Consider the following 19468-nt stretch of genomic DNA (forward strand, 5'->3'; position numbering starts at 1 on the left):
GATCATACAGATATATCTTATCTGTAACTCTTTCCATCGTTAATGCCTGCTTTACCAGTAACACACGTTCCGTTCAATTTTTACAATCACATTCTAGCACTGTAAGCGGTTGCTGTCAATAGCTTTTTTTATTTTTTTTATGAGATGTAAGCGATATTCATCCTTGATGATGTTTCATTTGAACCTTTAATTTTTTTAAAATTCTTTTCTCCAATCGTGAGATATAGGATTGTGAAATTCCAAGGCGTTGTGCAATATCCTTCTGAGTTAATTCTTCATGTTCGATCCCATAACGCATTTGTAAGATCATTCTTTCACGTTCTTTTAAGGTTCCCATTGCCGCCAACAATTCTCTTTTATTTTCATTTTTTTCAAATTCTTTGGTCACAAGATCGTCATCAGTTCCTAAAATATCGCTTAACAATAGCTCATTGCCATCATAATCCACATTCAAAGGTTCATCAAAACTGACTTCTACCTTTCTTCTACTTTTTTTCCTTAAAAACATCAAAATTTCATTTTCAATACAACGAGAAGCATAAGTGACCAATTTGATGTTTTTATCCCTTTTAAAGGTGTTTACTGCTTTGATCAACCCGATAGAGCCGATACTGATCAAATCTTCCATAAAGATCGGATTGGTTTCGTAACGTTTTGCGATATAAACGACCAATCGTAAATTATGTTCGATCAATGTGTTTCTGGCTTCTTCATCACCATCCTCTAATGCAATCAATGCTGCTGTTTCCTCTTCCTTACTCAATGGTTTGGGAAGGACGTCATTTCCTTGAATATAGAACACATCCATTTGTGTATCTTTCCCAAACAACAATTTCCAAAGCTTCCATAGTTTTTTCATTTCATCACCCCAACGTCATAGCGTTCATATTCAAGAGTACCTCACAGTCAAAGGGAAGTTTCAGCTTTCTCTCACAGCTCACATAGACCTTGTGTGCCGGACATCCATCAATGCTTAGCTGACAGGGATAACATCGGATCGTTCCATTGCTCTGTATGGTATTCATCACTACCAATTCTATGCCTGCTGCGTCAAAATATGACGAATATTTCGCATCAAGGAATACCACAGGTATCCCCTTATGACACAACAGATTCCCACTATCTAAATAACCTTTGCATACCATTTCCTGATCATTTACTTTCAATCGTGTGCAATAAACATACTCTCCTCTTGCCAATAGATTTTTCCATTTATATCTCAACATGATCCAAAGCAATGCGTAACATAACCATACCTCCCATATTTGTGCATCTATCGGCACAAAATAAATGCCGTTATGAAAACTTCCTCGATACCACGCAAACATGCTGAAATAACAAAACCAACGAAAGGCAAGTCCTAAAAGATATACTTTTTTCACATAGCGAAAGCTCTTGAGAAAAAAAAGAACTTCAATCAAAAGAACAAGTAGTTCTGCATATGGAAAAAAAAGACAGCCACAGATCGAAATAGCTATGCTATAACCTTGTACCTTACGCAAACTGATCGGTTTTGCGCACCAATAGGCTGCCAATCTCATACTGAGGTAAATAGTAATGGCATTCCATAGAAAGCTGATTTCCACATAACTCTCCATGTGATCCTTCCTTTCTTCGATATTATAGCCTTGTACCATAGGAACAAGTTGTCGAAGAATGAAAAAAGGAAACTTTTTACGGTCTCCCTTATAATAGCTTTTCAAATTCAGACGCCGGCATTGGGCGATAAAAGTAAAATCCTTGCGCAACATGACAATGCACCTGATATAATAATTCCAATTGTTCTTTGGTTTCTACTCCCTCTGCCACACTATCCATCCCCAATAAATTGATCAGATCCATGATACCCTCAATGATCAATTTACTTCTTTCCTTTGTCTGTTCATCACTTTGCAGGAATACTTGATCCAATTTGATGATATCAATAGGAATTTCCTTCAACATATTCAAAGAAGAATAACCGCTACCGAAATCATCCATTGATACAAGAAAGCCATAGGATTTTAGCTCCTTGACCAAAGCAATCAGTTTATCCGGATCATCCAACATGGTACTTTCGGTGATTTCCAATTCTACATAAGCGGTATCTACCTCATGAAGCATTGCCATATCATAAATACGTTTCGCAAAGCCTTCTTGGAAAATATAAGTACGTGATAGATTAACAGAAACAGAAATCGGTGCGTATTTTTTCTTCCAAGAAGCCATATAGCTTAATACCGTATCCAAAACATACATGTCCAAGACCTCTAAAAAACCATTCTTCTCAAAGATGGGAATAAATTGTCCCGGTGAGATCAACCCTTTATATGGATCTTTCCAACGAACAAGAGCTTCTGCCGCAACGACTTTTTTGGTTTCAATTTCTACCTTAGGTTGTAGATATACGATGAATTCTCCATTATCCAAAGCACTTTGCATACGTTCTTCAATCTGCTTTTCTTTTAACAGTTGTTCATACATATCATCGCTATAAAAAGAAATAAACTGTTTACGATCCTTTTTGATATCATTTTTCGCATAAATCGCTTTATCCAAACATTTCATCAGATCATAATCAAATTCTTCTAATCGATATACACCAAATTGCATAGAGAATTTACAACCTGGATGATGTCTTGTAAAATCATTTTGAATTTCTGCGTAAATCTTACTAATTCGTGAGGTGATCGCATCTTTTTCATGATCCTCTAAAAAGATTGCGAAACGATCCTCGCTGATTCTAGCAGCCTGTTCTCCATCTTTTAAATACAATTTCACACCATACATAATGGTAATCAATAAATCATCACCATTGGCATAGCCATAGATCTTGTTAAACATTTTGAAATCACAGATATCAAATTCAATCAGACAAAATTTATCTCTTCGAGATGCAGTCGTTTCTAAAAGTTGACTGACTTCCAACTTGAATTTATTAAAATTATCATGCCCGGTCAATGCATCCGTGAATAAGACCTTCTCCATTTTATGTTGATTTCGCTGATGAAAATAATAAAATACGATAAAGAATGTGACTGCCATGATAATGATGATAAACCATGTTAAAAATGCTACTTGAGAAAATGATGAAATCCTTGTGGATACCACGGATGTCGGTACGATCGTCACGACATACCATTCATTATATCCCAATGCTTCAAAAGATAAATAGCATTCTACTTCTCCATGTCGAAATTCAATGATACCACTGCTTTCCTCTTGATTAAAGAAATTAGGATTTCCTGCATATTCCAACTCAGCTAGGTCATCTACCCCTTGTAAGATGGTATGCTCATCATTTTGTAGAATGATTTTTCCTTGTTGATTGGCAAGGATGGAAAAACCTTGTTCATTGAAGCTATCCACCAATAAATTATCCTGAAATTCTTTTAAGCTCTTCACAAAGAACAATACCCCTTGTATATTTCCATTCTGATAAATAGGTGCCGCATAAGCGTTGATCTGAGTGCCTGTTGTTATTAGATCATCCATCACCTCAGAAACATTGCTTTCCCCTTTGATAGCCTTTTGAAAATAGGAACGAGACGATATATTAACATGAGCACCATCCGTAGTATAACAATCACCCTCTAATGTTGCGATCCCAATGCGCTTAAAATGATTGATCTCCACTAGTCCTTTTAATTGATCAACCATTTGTTTTGGTTTATCTAACGTTTCATTTTGTAGTTGTTGTGCCAAAGAATCCGCAAGGATCAAATTATCTTCAATGCGATTTTGCATCATTGTTTTATTTTTCTCACTGATTTCATTGATGTTTACCATCAATTCTTCACTAATTTGATGATCCAAATAATCCATATAAAAATAAGCCATAACACCAAAAAGGAAGACAGTCATCACTGCCACGAAGAAATAAGGATAGAGTTCTTTTTTCTTTTTCATGTCTTACAGCTCCTAACCTTCTTTATTATACACTATTTTCCAGTTTCTTCACAATCGACTTTATCATTTCCTTTTAATTTTACTAAAAAAAACAATAAATTACTAAAAAAGGGACCATGTCCCTTTTTCCTTAATTAGTAAAATTATCAAAATAACCTTGAACCAAAACGATTGGCGTACCTTTATCACCTGATCCACTTGTCAAATCACATAAGGAGCCGATCAAATCGGTCAATCTTCTAGGAGTGGTTCCTTGAGAAGCCATATCTCCAACTAGATTGTCATCCTTTTCTTTAATTTTCTCTTCAATAGCTTGTTGTAATTGTTCACCGCTTAATTCTTTAAAATCATTATCTGCTAAGTATTTCAGTTTCAATTCATTAGGCGTTCCTTCTAACCCTGATGTATAAGCAGGAGAAACACATGGGTCCGCAAGTTCCCAAATCTTTCCTACAGGATCTTTGAAAGCACCATCTCCATAAACCATGACTTCAATATGTTTACCACAACGTTCTAACAGCTTCTTCTGTATCTCATTTACCAATGGACGACAATCTCTTGGAAATAGCTTAATACTATCTTCCGTAGACTTATTAGAACCTAATAGTCCGAAATTTTCATTATATCCGTTTCCATCAATGGAAGCATTTAATATATCATCTAATCCACATACTCTTTGTGCTCCATGTTCTTTTAAGATGCGTTTTGTTCTGGCACGAGTATGAATATCACAAGTCAATACATTTTTGGTATAGTTCAAAATGGTTTTTGCGTTATTGGCAAAGATGATTTCCACATCACAATGTTCCTCTTTGATCAAATTCTGGTAATATTCTACATAATCTACACCTGTAAAAGCATGCTTGTTTTCTCCGAATAATGCACGATATTGTTCTAAAGACAATACATCACTGTAAGGATTAACACCAGCACGATCTAAATCATCTACACTGATCAAATGATTTCCTACTTCATCACTTGGATAGCTCAGCATCAAAACGATTTTTTTCGCTCCTCTGGCAATTCCTCTTAAACAGATCGCAAAACGGTTTCTGCTTAGGATCGGAAATATCACACCGATGCTCTCTCCACCAAGTTTTTCTTTGACATCCTGTGCAATTGCATCGATACTAGCATAATTACCTTGAGAACGAGCAACGATAGATTCTGTTATAGCGACTACATCACGATCACGCATCTCAAAGCCTTCTGATTCAGCTGCCTCTAGCACACTGTTCACAACGATTTCTGCCAGATTATCACCTTGACGGATAATAGGACATCGAACGCCGCGAGAAATTGTTCCCACTTTTCTTTCCATGTTTCTCAAACACCTTTCCTTCATTTAAACGCTCACACGCAGAATAATTATAGCTTAATTCAGAAAAAAAGAAAAGTCTAAAAGAATCCCCATCGACTTTTCTTCTGTGGTAAAAAGATAAATTCTACTTGAATATGGTCTTCATCCATATCGATTACTGCATAAGAAGGACCTCTTCCATCCCTACTTCTCCATATAGATCCGGGATTGATGATTCTCACACCGTCTATCGTATCATCTGCGGCAATGTGCGTATGTCCATAAAATACAACATCACAATCTAAGCTTTTCGCCTTCAGTGCCATTTGTTCCAAACGTTTAGAATACATAAAATGATGAGAATGAGTTACATAAATACCATGTCCGCCGATATGCAGCACTTGTTCCTCGGGATATTCATAAAAGACATCATTGTTGCCTCTTACGGTCACAAATTGCGGAAAGCATTCCGGATATGTTTCGATATCTCCACAATGCACATATGCATCTGCATCGGGATACTGTTTTAATATCATTTCTAAAGCATCATCTTTACCATGACTGTCACTGACTAAGATAACTTTCATTTTGATCACCTACTGTAGTAAGTATACCAAACTTTAAGAAAAGAATAAATATTTCTATTGTTTTTTTGAAAATAATCAAAACTTCACAACATTATAAACGACATCATTCATGGAAACAGGTGTTTCATCCCCACCAAGAGAAACCACAACACCATCTACCAATACTTGGACCTGTTTTACCTCATCCAAGGACAACAAAGAGAGTGTCAAAGAATCATAGACATCTTGTTTCACACTTTGATCAGCGCCTAAAATATTTTTATTCAATGAAACCTTCATCAACCCCTGTTCAAAGCTGACATCTTCTAGTTGCACACGATCTTTTACCATTGGCTGTGTTAACGTACTAGATACCGAAACATCCTCAACGATTTCATTCACTTGTGAAGTCATAGATGATCTGGTAGCCGGATATCGTTTGCTTTTAGGTACCATATACGTATTCCCCAGTATTTTCTTTGTATAGAACACCGTCAACTCATCACTGTTATGCAACGTACTTGCAGCCGTTTCAAAATGATTGATGCCAATACTACGATTCAATACTTCCGGAATGGGTGTATTGGCTTTCGGCATTGCCTGAAGTGCTTCTTGATTCATCGATAAACTAACCTGCTCTATATCATGAAATTGCGTAACGCCCCAAGTAATGGCTTCTAACACCCGTAATTCGTTCTTCTCATCATAGTTTTCTAAACTATCTGTAAAATCAAGATTGGCAATTCCCTCTTGTATTTGTATCTGTGAAGGCACTACTTCTGATTGAAACAAAGGTTGAAACCCTTTGATTTGTTGCTTCCCACTCATGTAACCAAACATCATGACGATTTTATCTTCTTCATTCATTTCTTCATTCACAGGTATGCTGATCGGTACCAATGTTTGATCCTTATCCATAAGATAAACCTGGATATGTTCTGTTTGATCCTCTGTCTTGATTACCGATGTCGATTTCTCTTCTTGCGGAAAATATCGTACCGACAAATAGGCAATCATCGCAATCATGCCAAACATACATGCAATCTGCTTTTTAAAACGCTGCATATGTTTCACCTCTATTGAAGTTTATGCAATCTTATGCACTTTTAGAATAGAAGTCTTCTTTTTAAATTCCAGGACTCTTTCACCACTTAGTGATATCCCATATCTAGCACACAAAAAAAAGAGATTGCTTATACATTCTTAGCAATCTCCCTTCATTTACCTTTTAGGTATTTTACAGATAAGACAACAATATATACTAGCAAAATGAGAGGTACAAACATTGTGGTAGAGCTCATAAAACAATCATGGATAACAAACAATTCCATCCAAACAAAGCAAAATGCAATTATCAAACCGGTTAAGCATAACCAGAAAGTGTCTATTTTCATATTCATCCTCCTAACATTTCTTGAGTATAACTATAGATATCTTCCTACACTTCTATTATAATGCATAGAATCGTGAAATCAACTTTTTTTAACAAAGTAATCCCATTAACATCCAGAGTCAAACGATACGAAAAAAAAGTTATCATACATTCGTTTACACCAATGAATGACAACTCACTTGTTATTTCTCAAATACTTCAAAATTTACTTCTTCCATCGCCTTCTCTTGATCATACATATGTTTTGCCATTTCTTTACCGACATAGCGAAGCGTAAATGGTTGATACAATTTATGCGTAATGGATTCCTTTTGTTTAGGATATCGTACCACAAATCCATATTTATACGCATTTTCCTTGATCCAAGTTGCTTGTTCCTTATCTGCCTCTTCTTTTTTATCTTTATCTTCTTCAGATGAAGTATTCGGTGCCAATGTGATCGTATACCCTAACTGATACTCACTTTGACCCGGATAATCCCAATGTAATAAAAAATCTTTTCCGGGATATTTTTTCTGCATACTGCTCATCAAAGATACTTGATCTTCATAAGATAAATAGCCTGTTGTAATTGTCATATCTCCATAATCTTTTTGATTGATATCCTTTGCTGCTTTCATTAAGCTTTCTAATGGTTTTACCACTTCTTTTTTGATCATGATATCATTGGCATTATCCACTATGGAATCATGTGGCAAGGAAGTAATCGCCACTAAATCAGATGGTTCATACGTATACACCGTATGGGTTTCATCTAAAAGCGTATAACGATATGTTGGATCGGCTATCAAGGATACTTCACCTTCACTTGCATATTCATAACCTTCATCATAAAAACGTGTCAATACATTATAGGAATAGTTCTTCAATAAATCTTGTAGACTTGCATAATCCATACGATCACGATACTTATTTATGAAATTCACGATATACGTTGGCTCTTCTTTTCTTGAATCCATCGCTCTGGTATACCATAATGTATTTTCTAATTGAAACTCTTCTTCTTTGATAAAGGGTAGAAATTGCTGTGGTTCGATTTTCTGTGTGACAAGATAATTGATTTGTTCTGTATCAAATTTATCCAATACAATTGCTCGCTCTTTCTCATTTAGCTCAAATGGATATCTGGCAAGCTCATCATAATGCTGATTCATGATATAAAAACAGCCACCAAACAATATCAATAACGCTAACAGAAACAGTCCTCGTTTTAGTTTCATCACATACACCTCAATAGCCATTATACCATAAACCTGTCGGGTTTCCATCCCTTACTCTCAATGTCTTCTTTGAAATTCCTCTTCCAGAAATACGATATGTAGATAAAATCTACCGTTTTTTTCAAACAAACGACTGTTTTTGATCTTCCATTGATCTAAGATCGGTTGTTTCATCCAAGCATAAGGAAAACACATCATTTGAAACAAGCTGACTCCTCTCCAAACAAACCTTTGATCAAGGATCTGTTCACATTGAAATTGTTTACAGTTATTTTGAATACAAGTTGCCATATGATAGATTTCTTTTTTAGACATGCCGGGCAAAAATCTTTTCGCATAGCCTTTGACCTTTTGTTGTTCCTCATAATGACTTTGGCAACGTTGTTTTTCCTTTACGATGCTTTCATACATAACAACTGTTTTTTCTACCTCCTTTTTCAAATATTGATACTGTGCTTGATTCGTTTTTAATACATAAGTAACCTTTAATTTCTTGTTCATAAAAATACCTCCTATATATTACTACGTAAAAGGAGGTCAAAAATCCTAAAAAATCCCCTGAAAATTTAAATTTTTTCAGGAGATCTCTTATCATAATTTTAATTCATCCAGTTTGATCAATTCTACGACCGCCTGTGCTCGACCCTTGACGCCTAGCTTTAGCATCACATTAGATATATGATTTCGAACGGTTTTATCAGAAATATGCATTTTTTCAGCAATTTCTCTGGTACTGTAGTTATCGATCAAAAGTTCAAAAACTTCTTTTTCTCGTTTCGTCAGTATTTTTTGCGTAGTATTTACCCCCTATACAATATCCTACCTATCTTTATGTTATGCATCTTCTTGATTTTGGTCTGTATTATGCAAAACATTGTATAAGGAAGTTGCGCTCTTACGGGGTATGATCTGGGCAATTTCCTCAACACTTGCTTCTTTTAAGCGTTTCAAAGATTTAAAATGCTTCCATATTTCTTTTTTCCTTACTTCGCCGATGCCCTCTACCTCATCTAATACCGATTTGGTCATAGCTTTTCCTCTCATTTTTCGATGATAACTGATCGCAAAGCGATGCACTTCATCTTGCATCTGCGTCAAAAGGAAAAACAAAGAAGAATCTCGAGGAACGGGTATGATGTTTCCATTACGATCCATCAGATTGCTTGTTCTATGGTTATCATCCTTTACCAATCCACAAAGGGTCAAGGGAATATCCAGAGAATCTAATATTTCCTTAGCGGCTTCGATCTGTAAGTATCCACCATCGACGATCAAAAGATCTGGAAATCTTGCCTGTTCTTTTAATAGTCTGAAATATCTTCGATAAACAACTTCTTTCATAGAATCAAGGTCAGATACATAATCACCTAGTTTATATAAACGATAATCCTTTTTACTAGCCTCTCCATCCACAAAGACCACCATGCCCGATACATTGAATGCACCTGATATATGGGAGTTATCAAAGATTTCAATACGATGGATTTCTTTTTGTAGGATATTGGAAAGCTGTTGCATGGCTTCTTCCTTACGACTTTCCTTTCGTTCTACCAATTCAAATTTTTGTTCATGAGCATTTTTGGCATTTGCCAATACCATATCCACCAATTTCAACTTATCTCCTCGTATCGGTTGTACGATTTTGGTATCTAGAATTTCTTCTAACTGACTGACATCATATTCCTTTGGTATCAAAATTTCTTGTGGCAATGGATTGGCATGATAATATTGCGCCACAAAGGATACAAAAGCATCTTCTTCGCTTTCATATAATGGTTCAATGGATAAGGTACGCTCCAACAATTTCCCTCCACGTACAAAAAAGCCTTGGATCGAAATATATCCTTTATCGACATAATAGCCAAAGACATCTCGATCCTTACGATCCTTAAAGTCGATTTGCTGTTTGGCGGTGACATGATGAATGGCTGATATCAGATCCAATTTTTCTTTCGCTTTTTCAAACGCCAACTGTTCACTGGCTTCTTCCATTTCCTTTTGTAAGGTATCAAGTATCTCCTTGACATCACCTTTCAGAAATTTACGAATTCCCGCTGCCATATCGGTATACACGCTTGAATCGATATCCTGTACACATGGCGCAAGACATTGTCCCATATGATAATACAAACATTCTTTCTTCGGTAGACGTTTGCATTTACGAAGCGGATATAGTCGATTCAACAATTTCACTGTTTCCCATGCCGCACCAGAATCCGGGAATGGACCAAAATACTCTGCTTTCTTATCCTTGGTATTTCTTACGACTTTTAACACCGGAGCCTTTTCTTTGGTCAATTTTAAATAAGGATACGTCTTATCATCCATAAACATGATGTTGTAAGGCGGCGTATGTTTTTTGATCAGATTGATTTCCAGTAACAAAGCTTCTTTTTCACTTCCGGTTACGATATATTCAAAATCATCTATGTTAGATACCAAGCGTGTTGTTTTAAAATCATGAGCACCCACAAAATATTGCCGTACTCGATTCTTTAATTTTTTCGCCTTCCCTACATAAATGATATCTCCATCTTTATTTTTCATTAAGTAACAACCGGGAAGCGCAGGTAAGATTGCCAACTTATCCTGTATTTTTGCCATATTGGCCATATAAATCACCTACTTCTTTTGTTTCAAGGTCACAACAGTGGCACCTAGTCCACCTTCTCCTTGACCTCCCATGACGAAGCTTTCCACTCGTGGTTGATGCTTCAAATAATCATGGACGCCTTTACGCAAGGCCCCTGTTCCCATACCATGAATAATTCGCACACGATACACCTTCGCCAATAAAGCATTATCTAAGTATTTATCAATGATTGGCAATGCCTCTGCTACACGCATACCAATTACATTGACTTCCATAGAGAAGGATTTGAGTTGCGATTTCGTATATCCCTTTCCTTTTTTCTTTTTTTCTACCTGCTTTTGCGCATGAGAAATATCGTGTATCGTCGTATTCATCTTCATACCATTGGTCAAGACACAAACTTTTTCTTTATTGATGGATACGATATCGCCATAATAATTCAACTTATCCAGCTTCACATAATCCCCTAAAGCAAAGGTTTCCTCTTTCTTTTCCTCTACTTCTTCCTCTTCCTCATGCAAGGCATGTAAGTCATGTTTTAATTCCGTGATTTCATGAGGTTTTGCTTCCGCTTTCATTTCCTTTAACAATGCAATGATGTCATCCGCTTCTTCTAATTTTTCTTCCATAGAAGCTTCCGCCTTTTCTTTGATAGAAGAAAGTATCGCTTCTTTTTCTTGCGCTAATTTTGCCTTTTCCTCATAAAGTTGTTTTTGTAGCTTTCTAACATCTTCCAGCTTTTCCGTCAGCTGTTTTTTCATCTCATGCTGTTCCATCAAAGAAGCTTCTAGCTTTTCCATGGTTTCTTCACGTTTGCTCTTAGCTGCTTCCTTACGTTCCTTCGCCTTTTCAAGGATCTTTTCACTTAAGCCATAACGCCTTGCGATTTCAAAAGCATTGGATTGTCCGCTGATTCCTTCAATATAATGATACGTAGGACGTAATTGTTCCATATCGAATTCTACACTGGATAATAACACATCCTCATGATCAGCACCATAGCTTTTCAAAGCCGAATAATGCGTGGTCGCAATGACCATTGCATGTGCATTTCTGAGTGCATCTAAAATTGCCACCGCAAGTGGCTCTCCCTCTTTTGGATCGGTACCACTACCAAGCTCATCCAACAATACAAGAGAGCGAGGCCCGGCATGTGCGGTAATATATGCCATCTTAGAAATATGCGAAGAAAATGTTGACAAAGATTCCCGTATGGATTGATCATCACCGATATCCACATAGATACCATCAAAGAAAGGAATGACACCAGCTTGTGCAGCAATCGGAAAACCACACATCGTCATTGCCGCAAATAAACCGATCGTTTTTAATGTAACGGTCTTTCCTCCCGTATTACTACCTGTAATCAATAAAGAATGATAAGGCGGTTTGATTTCATACGTATTGGATACGACCTTATCTGCATCGATCAAAGGATGACGGGCTTGATGAAAATATAAACGCTGATCGCTATCATCTACTACAGCGATACAGCCATCAACCTGCTTTGCCCAACTTCCTTTCGCAAAGATACTATCTAATAATGCATATGTATCTAAATTGCCTAATTGTTCATAGCCGATTGCCGCAACTTGATTGCTGAGTAAAGCAAGGATACGTTCTATTTCTTCCTTTTCTCTACTTTTTAAGCTTTGTAAACGGTTATTGAGATTCACAAGAGAGCGAGGCTCGATATATGCAGTCTGACCACTTGCACTCTCTCCATGTAACATACCATCTACACTGTTTTTCTCACTGATTTTTACTAACACACAAGTACGATCATTTCTTATGGTCGTAATGGTATCCATCAATTTCGCATTGTTCTTGGCAATAAATCGTTGGACCTCACTTGTGATTTCTTGAAGGCAAGCTTGCATACTTTTACGTAGCTGTTTCAGTGTAGCACTCGCTTGATCAAAGATTTCATAATTTACATTAATACAGCGCTCAATCTCAGTAGCACAGGATTGATGATCACTCAAGGAATCTACCAATTCCTTCACATACGGTGTTTCTATTTCACTATTTTTCATGTATCTGCGCATTGCTTCACTTGCTCTGATGCTCTCTGCAATCTGTCTTAATTCTTGAGGACGTAGGGTAATCCCTTTCATGGCATCCTCCACACTTTGTGCGATATCCCTAACACCACCAAAAGGCATGGTTCCATAACGCACCACAAGGTCAAAGGCTTCCTTTGACCGCTTTAATTCTCGATCTACCCAAAGTTTATCAAAGGTTGGATAGGTTTCTCTGATTTTCTTTTTACCTAACGTAAAGGCACAATGATGTGCAATCTGTTCCTTTACGACATCTAATTCTAAGGCAATCTGTTTATCTTTCATCATTCACTATCAGGGACGCCAAGATAGCGTTCACCTGTTCCTCCTCTATATTCTGTGAAACAAGCCAGTTTCGGATATCCTCCACTTCTTGTTTGCTCAATGCTTTTTGACGATCCATCATATCGAATAGCACGGATATCTGCTGTAGTGGCTCTTTGGCATAAAACATCAAGAGATCCATGCTTGGTTCACAATATCGCAACAACGTATGTTCTATGATATTCGCTCCATTTGGCACCATTGGCAAAGATAAGACAAGGGATGCCAAAAAGAGTAAGAAAACCGCTTGGATTCCACCCAAACATGCACCCGCAATCTTATTCAATAAGGATACCACGGGAATATCGGATAAAAACTTCAAAATAGGTTTTAAACAAAGAACAACGATATTCAATATGACGAATAATACAACAAAGATAACCAATCGATTTAATTGGTCATAAAGAAAGGCTTCCACAAACGTTCCTTGCAGCGGAATAGAATCTTTGGGATAAAGCGCCAATATCTTTGCCAATGGCTCAGATAACCACCAAGATAACAATCCAACTACCACAAAGCCTAATACACTGACTAGCTTCAATAAAAAGCCATGTCGATATCCACTCCATATCAAAAACACCAAAAAGAGTAAGATTCCTATATCGATCAACATCATATTGTTTTCCATCATTTATACACCCGCTTTTTTGCTTTCTTATTCTACCACATTTTCTCATTTAAATATATGCACCTGCTTGGAAATTATGGTAAAATAGCATGCATAGGAGGTTTTTTCATGAGCACGAAAACAGTCGAATTATCAAAAAAAGAGATGGAACAGCTAAAAGAACGCTATCCTATGGCACAGGTACGTAAAACACCTCCCTATGCTTTGTATCAAATCAAATTAAGTGATTGCGTCATCACTGCCTATGAATCCGGTAAGGTTGTTTTTCAAGGAGATGGTGCAGAATATCACTGTGGAAGTTTTGAAATCATCGAAACAAAGAAAAAAACAAAACAAAGTGGTTCTTTTCGTAAAGAACTATATCCTCAATGTGGAAGTGATGAGGTAGGTACCGGAGATTATTTCGGACCCGTTGTCGTTTGTGCAACCTATGTTGGTAAAGATGATGTCGCATGGCTTCAAAACCTAGGCATTCAAGACTCCAAGGCGGTAGATGATCAAAAAATCAGAGAACTCGCTCCCCAACTGATCGAGCGCCTTCCTCACAGCCTTTTGATCATGAACAACGCAAAATATAACCATATTCATGAAACCGACAATATGGTCGCTATCAAATGTAAGTTACATAACCAAGCCTTTGTTCATTTAAAAAAGAAAGTAGATGTATGGCCTGACTTTGTGATCATTGATCAATTCGTACAAGGAAAAAGCTACTATCGTTATTTAAAAGAAGAACCCGCAGTCATACGGGACATTCATTTTGAAACAAAAGCAGAGAATAAATATCTAGCAGTCGCAAGTGGTTCTATCATAGCACGCTATGCCTTTTTATTAGCATTCGATGCTATGGAATCACGTTATGATTTTAAATTTTTAAAAGGCGCAGGCGCAAAAGTCGATCAAAACATTAAAGCATTTGTGCAACGTTTTGGTAGGGATGAGCTTTACCAAGTTGCGAAGCTTCATTTTGCGAATACAAAAAAAGCACTGGGATCTTAATATCTAGATACCCAGTGTTTTTTCATTCGCTTTTCATACTTTTATGATATGCTCGAATAAACAACCATACCAAAATCAAAGTTGTAAGAATCAATACCATCATATCCCAGAGTGAGATTGAAGATAAGTCCTTCATCATATTAGAAATTTGAGCTGAATAAAGAATTTCGGATATGGTTCGAAGTGTTTCATTGAAATTCGCAAGCATCGGCACAAAAGATAACAGCATCGCAATCGGCATTGCGATTCCATTTGCTCCGGATGAAGAAGTTGATGATAAAGCAATAAGTGCCCCTAATAAAATACTGATCAAAATGCCCAATAAGCAAGATAGTAAAAAAGAAGGGATTGCCAATTCAAAACCAGGTAAAAAAAGAAATACAAGTCCACTTACGAAGCACAGAGTTCCAATCAAAAAACCATGAGCAAGTAAATAAGTGGATGAGGAAACATTGGCATAAGCTAGGTTTCGTACGATCTGATGCTGCTTTTGTTCACTAAGCAAATTCACCATAACAGTGATGGGAGTAAACACCACATGCATGGTCGCAAACACTGTGATAAAGAAAGACGCCTCTTCCTTCATGCTGATAGATAATATGAATGCAATACATGGATAAACAAGAAACAAACATAAAACTTGTAAATTTTTCAAGATATCTTTACTTTCCATGATTACCAAAGCCATCATCCTACTTACCTTCATGTTCATTTTCCTTTCTTTTTGTCATTTCCATAAAAACCTGTCGCAGATCCGGTTCCATGGAATGGATAGATATGATATCCTTTGTTTTCATCAACTCCCCAAGAAATTGCGCACTTGCCGGTTCATTTTTTAATTCGATAACACCATGACGCAACGTATGAACACGAATATGGTCATATAGTTGATGAGTAGCACATAAAGAAGGAATGGTTCCATATGCAATGATATTTCCTTCATGAAGCAAAGCAACATGATCACATAATTTGGTAGCTTCTTCCATATTATGAGTGGTTAAAAAGATGGTCGTACCCGATGCATGAAGCTCTTTGATCAAATCATGTATTTCATTCATTGTGTTAGGATCTAGACCATTGGTCGGCTCGTCTAAAAACAAAAGCTTAGGTTGATGTAAGATAGCTGCCGCAAAAGACAAACGTTGTTTCATGCCATTCGATAATTTTTCTACCGTAGTTTTTCTATGCTCATATAAAAGCACTCGCTTCAACACCTCCATAACACGCTCCTTCGAAACCTCATGTAGCTTCGCAAAGAAACACAAATTATCCCAAACACTTAGTCTATGATAAAAGCCATCTTGATCCAAAGACATACCGATAAGCTTTAAAATATCGCCTTGATGATCTCTTGCCTCCATACCGAAAACGTGAGCACTGCCTACATATTGTAGTTGCGAACAAAGCGCTTTGATCAAGGTGGTCTTCCCTGCGCCACTTGGCCCCAACAAGCCGAAAATTTCTTTCTGTTCTACTATGAGATCGATATTCTCTAATACCAAATGATCTTGAAAAGATTTGCTTAACTGTTTGACTTCAATTGCGTTCATAAGACATCCTTTCTTTGCGCATCTTTTAAATGCGCATTATATTTCTTCTCGTCGTGTTTGGTTTTTCCATAAAGGATCCCCACAGTCATCACAAAACATATAAGAAAACATATGACAAATCCAAACCACGCTTCTATCACATCGGATGGAAACCATTGAAACCCTAAGATAAACAGAGCAGTCGTGATACCGGATAATAAAAACATCCAAACAACTTTTATCAAAAACCGATGTTTCTGCATATACGTAGAGTGAAATAAAAACTGATCAAAACATGTTATCATCATGCTCAATAACATGATTTCTCCCATACTAACAAATGTCAACCCTTGGGTTCCCAATAAAAATAATGCCGATATATTCTTTCCCATGTCCCCGATCAAAGAACCTAAGATCGATATTGCAATCATACTCATCGTGAAATTCATACATAATCTTGAAAAAAATGTTTGCCGATTCATTTTCTCACCCCTAACTTTTGCTTTAGTATTGGCGCATATTGTCTAGATACATATAATTTTTTTTCATTTTCCATTGTTACCTCTATTCTGCCATCAAAATCAGGCCTCAAGGATCTTATCTTTTGAAAATTGATGATCGTAGATTTATTCGCCCGAAAAAAACCACATTCCATAAACTGTTCTTCGATTTCATATAAACGAAGTGTAGTCTCATAAACAAGAGTAGAGGAATACAAGAACACATGTTTGTCCATCGTGTCGATATATAATATATCCGCTAGTGGAATCAAATGATCCTCTCCACGGTAAGTTCCTATGATATTTTTTTCTTGAAGCTGTAATTTTGCAATCATCCGCAAGATATCTTCATCCCTTTTTCTACAATGGATCACCACATATGTTTCCTGTAATGTTTCATCTTCTATGATTTTTATTTTCAATGTGACACCGCCTTTGATATCATTTAGTCTATCATGAAAAAAAGAAGGCGTCACTTCCTTTCTCTTAAGTTACATAAATTTTGAACCAAGTTACCGGTTTTATCAGCTAGACATGATCATATTGATTCTTTTATCAAATCTTCCCTAATATATTTAGATATGATGTCATTCCTATTACGACAATACAAGAATGCTCCTTCTTTATTTGCATATACTTTCGTTCCCCATTCTCAATTTGACTCTTTTTTGATTGGCAAGTGTGAAAGGATCAGAAGGAACACATATGAACGGTTTATAACCTCCGACTTTTTTTGTGTTATATCGTGATATGATCTTTAAATGCTCTTCCAATTCAGCTCTGTTTTCTTTGAACATCCATGAAACAAACCAAACAACAGCATCATAGATTAAACAAGTCAAATTACAGAACGTTTTCTTTTAAGGCATCCTCATCTTATTCACCTACCCTTTCGTGTCATAGAATACAAGATATCTACATAAATAACTTTACCTTTTTTATAAGAAACGATACAAGAAACAGAAAAAAGGACTGTAACGAGTGGTCCTTATCCTTAGACGAATCGTTACATGCCCTTTCTGATTATACGATAGATGTACCACCATCAACAACGACATATTGTCCGGTTACGTAAGATGAAGCATCACTAGAGAAGAAAAGGATGGTACCATTCAATTCTCCTTTTTTACCGGGTCTTCCTGCTGGACATAAATGAGCGTATAGATTCATAAAATCAGCTGATTTGAATAACGTATTTGCAGTCATTTCCGTTTCAAACAATCCCGGACAAACCGTATTTACGGTAATCCCATAACGGGCATAGCTTGCGGCCATTCCCTTTGAAAGACCTAAGACAGCGGCTTTTGATGCATTATAATTATGACGAATAAACATATCATCCTTGTCTGCAATCAAGCCATTTATGGAACTGATATTTACGATTTTTCCATATTCCTGTTTCATCATAATAGGAACAACATATTTACTGACGAGGTACATTCCTTTCACATTGATGTCCATCCCTTTTTGCCAATCTTCTTCGCTCAATTGATGAACACCACCACGAATCGCCGTTCCTGCATTATTTAATAAAATATCGATATGGGAGAAGGAATTCATTGCGATATCAATCGCTTCTTTCACCTTTTCTTCCTTTGTGACATCACAGACGATGGCAATAGCCTTTCTGCCCATTGCTTGAATTTCATTTGCGACTTCTTCCAACTTCTCCAACCTACGAGCCAATAAAACAACATCAGCACCAGCCTTTGCATAAGCGATGGCAGCATCCCTTCCTAATCCACTAGATGCACCAGTAACAACTGCGACTTTACCATTTAATTCAAACATATGTGTGTCCTCCGTTTCTATAAGAATTGAGTTCTTATACACACATTATGTTCCTGATTTCAAGTTATGTCTATCCATTTACATTTCTTTTTTTCTGTCGCTATACCATATGCATCTATTGTACAAACCGAAGTAAAATAAAACCATTCACAGCGTAAATCTATGAATCACAAAAGAAAGGTTCTGACGTGGAAATCATTTGGATTTCACAATATTCAGAACCTAACTCCATTTCTTCAGTAGCGAGGAAATAAAATGCAAGCTTATTCTTTAAAAACTCTTTGATCAGGGTAGTTTTTTCAACTCTACGTCGTCCATAAATGACCACAAAACTTCCATCTCTGTTATATTCTTCCTTCAGTTTTGACAATTCATTTTGTCTTCCTATAAAATTCATCCATCTTCCTCCTCTCATAAAACGAATTATGATAAATTAATTATGATAATATTATTTATAATATACATCTATCAGATGAATTATCAAGGAAGCTTACTCTTCTACTTTACAAAACATCCCTACCTTTTTAAATTTTAATTTAAAATCAGAAATGAAAACCATAGGTAAGTGGATCACTTTCATCTACCACATTTGTTGCCTATCCAATCACATAAGCACTTCCTGTTATCATGAATTGAATGTCAAGGATTACCCCAATCCTTATGGTTTCTTGAAT

Annotated in this window: 20 protein-coding genes; 1 reads left to right on the forward strand and 19 read right to left on the reverse strand. The window is 36.5% G+C overall.

All coding sequences use genetic code 11. The annotated features are described in order from the left end of the window. Nucleotides 1-157 precede the first annotated feature (157 nt). The 13 genes from sigK to UGRO018_RS04960 all read right to left on the reverse strand — a co-directional run bounded on the left by sigK (nt 158) and on the right by UGRO018_RS04960 (nt 13975). Entirely contained in the window at nt 158-859 is a 702-nt protein-coding gene (gene sigK / locus UGRO018_RS04900) for an RNA polymerase sporulation sigma factor SigK (protein WP_416325339.1), read from the reverse strand. A 4-nt stretch (nt 860-863) separates the two neighbouring features. Continuing rightward, nucleotides 864-1598 carry a sigma-E processing peptidase SpoIIGA gene (locus UGRO018_RS04905; protein WP_416325340.1) on the reverse strand — a complete coding sequence of 245 codons (735 nt, stop codon included), beginning with the start codon at nt 1596-1598 and terminating at the stop codon, nt 864-866. An 88-nt stretch (nt 1599-1686) separates the two neighbouring features. Beyond that, on the reverse strand, nt 1687-3888 hold the full coding sequence (locus tag UGRO018_RS04910) for a bifunctional diguanylate cyclase/phosphodiesterase (RefSeq protein ID WP_416325341.1): 2202 nt from the start codon (nt 3886-3888) through the stop codon (nt 1687-1689). A 130-nt stretch (nt 3889-4018) separates the two neighbouring features. Next, nucleotides 4019-5209 carry a coenzyme F420-0:L-glutamate ligase gene (locus UGRO018_RS04915; RefSeq protein WP_416325342.1) on the reverse strand — a complete coding sequence of 397 codons (1191 nt, stop codon included), beginning with the start codon at nt 5207-5209 and terminating at the stop codon, nt 4019-4021. 77 nt (nt 5210-5286) lie between these two features. Continuing rightward, nucleotides 5287-5775, reverse strand: coding sequence for a metallophosphoesterase family protein (locus UGRO018_RS04920; RefSeq protein ID WP_416325343.1), 489 nt, complete (start codon nt 5773-5775; stop codon nt 5287-5289). A 75-nt stretch (nt 5776-5850) separates the two neighbouring features. Beyond that, nucleotides 5851-6819, reverse strand: coding sequence for a GerMN domain-containing protein (locus UGRO018_RS04925; RefSeq protein ID WP_416325344.1), 969 nt, complete (start codon nt 6817-6819; stop codon nt 5851-5853). Nucleotides 6820-6971: 152 nt separating this feature from the next. Next, nucleotides 6972-7148: a hypothetical protein gene (locus UGRO018_RS04930; RefSeq protein WP_416325345.1), complete on the reverse strand. Its 177-nt coding sequence runs from the start codon at nt 7146-7148 to the stop codon at nt 6972-6974. A gap of 181 nt (nt 7149-7329) precedes the next feature. Continuing rightward, entirely contained in the window at nt 7330-8415 is a 1086-nt protein-coding gene (locus UGRO018_RS04935) for a M15 family metallopeptidase (RefSeq protein ID WP_416325346.1), read from the reverse strand. A 9-nt stretch (nt 8416-8424) separates the two neighbouring features. Further along, on the reverse strand, nt 8425-8868 hold the full coding sequence (locus UGRO018_RS04940; RefSeq protein ID WP_416325347.1) for a hypothetical protein: 444 nt from the start codon (nt 8866-8868) through the stop codon (nt 8425-8427). A gap of 90 nt (nt 8869-8958) precedes the next feature. After that, the gene (locus UGRO018_RS04945; RefSeq protein WP_416325387.1) at nt 8959-9150 is read right to left on the reverse strand and encodes a helix-turn-helix domain-containing protein; all 192 of its coding nucleotides are present in this window, start codon (nt 9148-9150) and stop codon (nt 8959-8961) included. Nucleotides 9151-9201: 51 nt separating this feature from the next. Further along, on the reverse strand, nt 9202-10980 hold the full coding sequence (gene uvrC, locus UGRO018_RS04950; RefSeq protein WP_416325348.1) for an excinuclease ABC subunit UvrC: 1779 nt from the start codon (nt 10978-10980) through the stop codon (nt 9202-9204). A gap of 9 nt (nt 10981-10989) precedes the next feature. Next, nucleotides 10990-13308, reverse strand: a complete 2319-nt coding sequence (locus UGRO018_RS04955) for an endonuclease MutS2 (protein WP_416325349.1) — start codon at nt 13306-13308, stop codon at nt 10990-10992. Continuing rightward, entirely contained in the window at nt 13298-13975 is a 678-nt protein-coding gene (locus tag UGRO018_RS04960; RefSeq protein WP_416325350.1) for a CvpA family protein, read from the reverse strand. The genes UGRO018_RS04955 and UGRO018_RS04960 overlap by 11 nt, the downstream gene beginning before the upstream one ends. Before the next feature lie 108 nt (nt 13976-14083). Here UGRO018_RS04960 and rnhC point away from each other — a divergent pair, with 108 nt between their 5' ends. Then, nucleotides 14084-14974 carry a ribonuclease HIII gene (gene rnhC, locus UGRO018_RS04965; protein WP_416325351.1) on the forward strand — a complete coding sequence of 297 codons (891 nt, stop codon included), beginning with the start codon at nt 14084-14086 and terminating at the stop codon, nt 14972-14974. A 22-nt stretch (nt 14975-14996) separates the two neighbouring features. Here the strand turns inward: rnhC and UGRO018_RS04970 are convergent, their stop codons facing one another. The 6 genes from UGRO018_RS04970 to UGRO018_RS04995 form a co-directional block, all read right to left on the reverse strand. After that, entirely contained in the window at nt 14997-15680 is a 684-nt protein-coding gene (locus tag UGRO018_RS04970; RefSeq protein ID WP_416325352.1) for an ABC transporter permease, read from the reverse strand. Continuing rightward, complete coding sequence (locus UGRO018_RS04975) at nt 15667-16524, reverse strand: ABC transporter ATP-binding protein (RefSeq protein WP_416325353.1); 858 nt, start codon at nt 16522-16524, stop codon at nt 15667-15669. The genes UGRO018_RS04970 and UGRO018_RS04975 overlap by 14 nt, the downstream gene beginning before the upstream one ends. Then, nucleotides 16521-16985, reverse strand: coding sequence for a hypothetical protein (locus UGRO018_RS04980; protein WP_416325354.1), 465 nt, complete (start codon nt 16983-16985; stop codon nt 16521-16523). Before UGRO018_RS04980 ends, UGRO018_RS04975 begins: the two co-directional genes overlap by 4 nt. Then, entirely contained in the window at nt 16982-17479 is a 498-nt protein-coding gene (locus tag UGRO018_RS04985; RefSeq protein WP_416325355.1) for a LytTR family DNA-binding domain-containing protein, read from the reverse strand. The genes UGRO018_RS04980 and UGRO018_RS04985 overlap by 4 nt, the downstream gene beginning before the upstream one ends. 547 nt (nt 17480-18026) lie before the next feature. Then, a complete protein-coding gene (locus tag UGRO018_RS04990; RefSeq protein WP_416325356.1) occupies nt 18027-18794 on the reverse strand; it encodes an SDR family NAD(P)-dependent oxidoreductase in 768 nt (255 codons plus the stop codon). 160 nt (nt 18795-18954) lie between these two features. Continuing rightward, nucleotides 18955-19191: a hypothetical protein gene (locus UGRO018_RS04995; RefSeq protein WP_416325357.1), complete on the reverse strand. Its 237-nt coding sequence runs from the start codon at nt 19189-19191 to the stop codon at nt 18955-18957. Nucleotides 19192-19468: the final 277 nt, after the last annotated feature.

It is taken from the genome of Hoskinsella mucinilytica, from assembly GCF_045223415.1.
Taxonomy (GTDB): domain Bacteria; phylum Bacillota_I; class Bacilli_A; order Erysipelotrichales; family Erysipelotrichaceae; genus Hoskinsella; species Hoskinsella mucinilytica.

Bases quoted from the DNA above. Each gene is read 5' to 3' on its own strand.
- UGRO018_RS04975 (WP_416325353.1), bottom strand. From the start codon at position 16,524: ATGAACGCAATTGAAGTCAAACAGTTAAGCAAATCTTTTCAAGATCAT.
- uvrC (WP_416325348.1), bottom strand. From the start codon at position 10,980: ATGGCCAATATGGCAAAAATACAGGATAAGTTGGCAATCTTACCTGCG.
- sigK (WP_416325339.1), bottom strand. From the start codon at position 859: ATGAAAAAACTATGGAAGCTTTGGAAATTGTTGTTTGGGAAAGATACA.
- UGRO018_RS04935 (WP_416325346.1), bottom strand. From the start codon at position 8,415: ATGGAAACCCGACAGGTTTATGGTATAATGGCTATTGAGGTGTATGTG.
- UGRO018_RS04930 (WP_416325345.1), bottom strand. From the start codon at position 7,148: ATGAAAATAGACACTTTCTGGTTATGCTTAACCGGTTTGATAATTGCA.
- UGRO018_RS04925 (WP_416325344.1), bottom strand. From the start codon at position 6,819: ATGCAGCGTTTTAAAAAGCAGATTGCATGTATGTTTGGCATGATTGCG.
- UGRO018_RS04915 (WP_416325342.1), bottom strand. From the start codon at position 5,209: ATGGAAAGAAAAGTGGGAACAATTTCTCGCGGCGTTCGATGTCCTATT.
- UGRO018_RS04995 (WP_416325357.1), bottom strand. From the start codon at position 19,191: ATGAATTTTATAGGAAGACAAAATGAATTGTCAAAACTGAAGGAAGAA.
- UGRO018_RS04905 (WP_416325340.1), bottom strand. From the start codon at position 1,598: ATGGAGAGTTATGTGGAAATCAGCTTTCTATGGAATGCCATTACTATT.
- UGRO018_RS04955 (WP_416325349.1), bottom strand. From the start codon at position 13,308: ATGAAAGATAAACAGATTGCCTTAGAATTAGATGTCGTAAAGGAACAG.
- UGRO018_RS04980 (WP_416325354.1), bottom strand. From the start codon at position 16,985: ATGAATCGGCAAACATTTTTTTCAAGATTATGTATGAATTTCACGATG.
- UGRO018_RS04960 (WP_416325350.1), bottom strand. From the start codon at position 13,975: ATGGAAAACAATATGATGTTGATCGATATAGGAATCTTACTCTTTTTG.
- UGRO018_RS04940 (WP_416325347.1), bottom strand. From the start codon at position 8,868: ATGAACAAGAAATTAAAGGTTACTTATGTATTAAAAACGAATCAAGCA.
- UGRO018_RS04970 (WP_416325352.1), bottom strand. From the start codon at position 15,680: ATGAAGGTAAGTAGGATGATGGCTTTGGTAATCATGGAAAGTAAAGAT.
- UGRO018_RS04990 (WP_416325356.1), bottom strand. From the start codon at position 18,794: ATGTTTGAATTAAATGGTAAAGTCGCAGTTGTTACTGGTGCATCTAGT.
- UGRO018_RS04910 (WP_416325341.1), bottom strand. From the start codon at position 3,888: ATGAAAAAGAAAAAAGAACTCTATCCTTATTTCTTCGTGGCAGTGATG.
- rnhC (WP_416325351.1), top strand. From the start codon at position 14,084: ATGAGCACGAAAACAGTCGAATTATCAAAAAAAGAGATGGAACAGCTA.
- UGRO018_RS04920 (WP_416325343.1), bottom strand. From the start codon at position 5,775: ATGAAAGTTATCTTAGTCAGTGACAGTCATGGTAAAGATGATGCTTTA.